At 66.9% G+C, this 3,416-nt stretch carries 4 protein-coding genes; all 4 read right to left on the reverse strand.

From position 1 onward, the window contains the following. Window positions 1-72: 72 nt before the first annotated feature. Window positions 73-870 carry a L,D-transpeptidase family protein gene (locus ELR45_RS08540; protein WP_129665166.1) on the reverse strand — a complete coding sequence of 266 codons (798 nt, stop codon included), beginning with the start codon at window positions 868-870 and terminating at the stop codon, window positions 73-75. A gap of 366 nt (window positions 871-1,236) precedes the next feature. Continuing rightward, window positions 1,237-2,070 carry a RecB family exonuclease gene (locus ELR45_RS08545; RefSeq protein ID WP_129665169.1) on the reverse strand — a complete coding sequence of 278 codons (834 nt, stop codon included), beginning with the start codon at window positions 2,068-2,070 and terminating at the stop codon, window positions 1,237-1,239. 3 nt (window positions 2,071-2,073) lie between these two features. Next, window positions 2,074-2,709 (reverse strand): DUF6758 family protein, encoded by a 636-nt coding sequence (locus ELR45_RS08550; protein ID WP_338069590.1) that lies wholly within the window; start codon window positions 2,707-2,709, stop codon window positions 2,074-2,076. A 102-nt stretch (window positions 2,710-2,811) separates the two neighbouring features. After that, the gene (locus tag ELR45_RS08555) at window positions 2,812-3,282 is read right to left on the reverse strand and encodes a YflT domain-containing protein (protein WP_129665173.1); all 471 of its coding nucleotides are present in this window, start codon (window positions 3,280-3,282) and stop codon (window positions 2,812-2,814) included. Window positions 3,283-3,416: the final 134 nt, after the last annotated feature.

Here is a 3,416-nt window from a genome sequence, read left to right on the forward strand (position 1 = left end):
GAGATTCCGGTCCGGCGCCCGCTTGAACGCAGGCGCCGGACGACGTCGTCGGTCACGTATGGACGACGAGGATCAGGTACGGACGACGACGACCGTCGTCCCTACCGGCGCGAAATCCCACAACGCTTCAGCGTCTTCGGGGTCCTGCCGCACACAGCCGTCGGAGAGCGGCGTTCCCAGCTCGGACAGGGTCTGGGCCGCGTCGCCGCTGCCGTCATAGACCGGTATGTCGTGGAAGCCGATGTTCGAGTTCTCACCCCTGTGGAACCGGACCATGTACTGCATCGTCGACTCGTAGTCCCAGCTGATCGCGTCTATCGACTTGGAGAAGACTTCATAGGTGCCTTCCGGCACCAGCTCGTCATCCTTGCTACCGGATACCGGATAGCTCCGGACTACCTCGTCGCCCGCTTCCACAAGCCAGACCTGCTGCTCGGTGATGTCGAAGACGACACGCCTGCCCTCGCCGCTGTTGTCCGGCAAGGAGGCCGTGGCCTCGGGTTTCTCGTTCGGGTCCGGCTCGTCCTCGGAACCGCCTTCTGGTTCCTCGTCCGCCTTCTCCTGTTCCCCAGGCTCGTCCGTCGCCTCGGGTTCGTCGCTCTCGGGCGCGGAGGACTCAGCTTCCTCGGTCGCCCCGGGCTCCCCTTCCGCCACCGGGTCGGGTAACAGCTTCGGCAGGGCATGCACACGGCGTCCGGGCTCACGACTGTCGGACCGCGACACATGGTCGGGGTCCCGGACGAGGGCAGCGGCGTCCTCCCGCTCTGACGACGCTCCCTCATCGGACATGACGCCACGAGACTCCGGCGCGTTTCCGGCGCTGACCACGGCCAGCACACCCCCGGTGACCAACGAGGCCCCGAGTGCCACACCGACGAATCGGAGAAGGCGGGACGACCGCGAGCCCCGACTGGAGCCGCTCCTGACGGAGCGATCGGGGACTCCGTAGCGTCCGGGCATCCGTTCTCCTTACTGCGCCGTCGTGATGGGAAAAACGATCTTCACGCTAGTGACATTCCCACCGATACCGCCTCTTCAAACGTCTGAGAGGGATAATCAAGTTCCCGGGGACGGCGACAGCGGGAGACCGCCTGCTCAAGAGGCCGCGCGAAGTCGCGCAGGATGGGCGAAGAGATCGCCAGGCTCAAGCCCAACCGGGCCACAGAGGAACCGGGCTCATACGCGCCGAGCGTAACCCGCCGCCTGGAGATCTCATCGCCCATTCTGCGCGGCCCGTTAGTCAGCGAGTCCGGCCCACCCGGGCCGATCGGAGGTGGCGACCTTTCCCTCGGGGCAGTGCTGCCGGAAGTCGCACCAGCCACACAGCGGCGACGGCGACGGTGGGAACACCTCGTCGAGGTCCTTCCCCGCGCGGAAGGACGTGTCCGCATCGGAGCATTCCGCCGCGATGTCAGACGCACGGTCGAGATGTCGGCGCAGCGAGAAGTCGTCGTGCTCCCAGTAAGCGACCTCACCCGTCGGAAGGTGATGCAGCTCCACCCGGCGGCACGGACGGCGAAGCGTACGTGAGGCCGCGGCCGCGTACACCGCCATGGCCAGCGAGGAACGGACGTCGTCGGTGGTCAGTACATGACGGCCGGTCTTGTAATCAACGACGACGAGCTCACCGCTACGCTCGTCCAGCCGGTCGACGCGACCGGAGAGCGCCGCCCCGTCATGAACGGTGCTCACGGTTCGCTCGACACCGCGTGGCTCGTCGTACGGGTCGAGCTGTGTCACATAACGCTCCACCATCTCCCGCGCACGCTCCTGCCACAGTCCGGCCTGGTCGTCGTCACGGAATCCGTCAGCGGACCAGTACTCGCGGACGAACGAGCCCGCCCGTGGAACCGTCCTTGCTTCCACGGGCAACCTCCACCACTGCGCAAGTGCGTTGTGGACAGCGGATCCGAGGGTATTGTGCGCCCACGGCGGGCCCTTGGGAGGTTGCGGCCGGTCGAGGTAGCTGAACCGGTACCGGCGAGGACAGTCCAGCCACGTCGTCAGCCGGGTGGGTGTGGCCCGATACAGCCGCCGCGGCATGCCGTCGAACGCCTGCTGCTCAGTCATCGCTCAATGATCGTATCCGGACCATCCGGCCAGCCATGGAGGCGGCGCCCCATACGGCAGCATCTCCGCCTCGGAACCGAGCGTGCGCAGGTCGGCCAGGACGAGATCCTCGAGGAGGAGCGCACCGGCCGTATGCGGCTTGAGGATCGCCCACAGCCAGCGCCCTTCCCAGTGCCCGGCGTAGACGGCGCAATCGGCACGGCCGGTCACGCACCACAACGGGACGGACCGCCCTTCCACCTGCACACGAGCCTGTGGTTCGGCCTTGACCGCATCACCGGGGTCGATACCGTCGACGCCGGCCAGCCCCGCGCCCAGACCGACTCCCTGTTCCTCGGCCACCAGCACCAGATCCGCGGCGCCGCCGAACGGATTCGGACCGCTGACGGCCACCGCCGTCGCCTGCACTCCGGAGGCCTCGTCACCCGCGGAGAGCACCGCACCAATGACCCAGCCGCGGATGAGCGGCCATACCAACCACAACGGAACGTCGGAGCGCTTGCACAGCTGGCGGGTGAGAAGTGAGTTCGGCGTGACCACCGGCGAAAGCGGGAAGATGGCCCCGTGTTGGCTGCAGGTCCAGCGGTTCGACCACGCCCCTGGCGGCTGTGGAGAGGCGCCACAGCGCGGGCAGCTCATTTCACCCTTCACGTCGTCGACGGTCCACGGTTTGGCCGTCTCCGTCAAGCACTTCTCAGCGACCAGGCACGCGTAGGGCGGGATGCGCGTCGACGCTCTCGCTCAGCCCGTCCGCAACGACAACCGCGCCAGGTGGTTCCGCGCGTCCTCGGCGTGCTGATGTTGGCAGTAGATTTCATACCGGCCGGCGACGATCACGCTCTTCGAGGTGAAGTCACGACGACCTCCGGTGAACGCATAGCCGACGGCACCCAAGACCATCATGAATATGGCGCCCCAGGCCACACTCATCACCACGATCTGCGCCCAGGCCTCGTCGGTGAAAAGACTCAGCAGAAGCCCGACGAAGAGGCCCAGCCACGCACCGGTGGCTAGCCCGCCGAGCAATGCCTTTCCCCAGGTCATCCGGCCTGTGACACGCTCGATCTGGCGGAGGTCGGTGCCCACGATCGCGAGGTGCTCCACGGGGAACCTGTGCTCCGCCAGGTAGTCAACGGCGCGCTGCGCGTCGGGATACTCGTCATACGTCCCGACCACAAGGCCCGTGGGTAGTCCCGGCACCGGGCTGGCCATCGCGTCCTCCTCGCTCGTCCTACACTCCCATGATCCCACTCAAGGACGGCGAAAATCACACGCTGACCCCAAATTCGAGAGCTCGCGTGGATTGGGGGATGGGATTCGCCAGGCTCGAGCCCAGCCGGGCCACA

The organism is Phytoactinopolyspora endophytica (assembly GCF_004138495.1).
GTDB classification, from domain to species: Bacteria; Actinomycetota; Actinomycetes; order Jiangellales; family Jiangellaceae; genus Phytoactinopolyspora; species Phytoactinopolyspora endophytica.

What these genes read in the sequence shown, in the direction of transcription:
- ELR45_RS08545 (WP_129665169.1), bottom strand. Translation starts at nt 2,070, where the DNA reads ATGACTGAGCAGCAGGCGTTCGACGGCATGCCGCGGCGGCTGTATCGG.
- ELR45_RS08550 (WP_338069590.1), bottom strand. Translation starts at nt 2,709, where the DNA reads ATGAGCTGCCCGCGCTGTGGCGCCTCTCCACAGCCGCCAGGGGCGTGG.
- ELR45_RS08555 (WP_129665173.1), bottom strand. Translation starts at nt 3,282, where the DNA reads ATGGCCAGCCCGGTGCCGGGACTACCCACGGGCCTTGTGGTCGGGACG.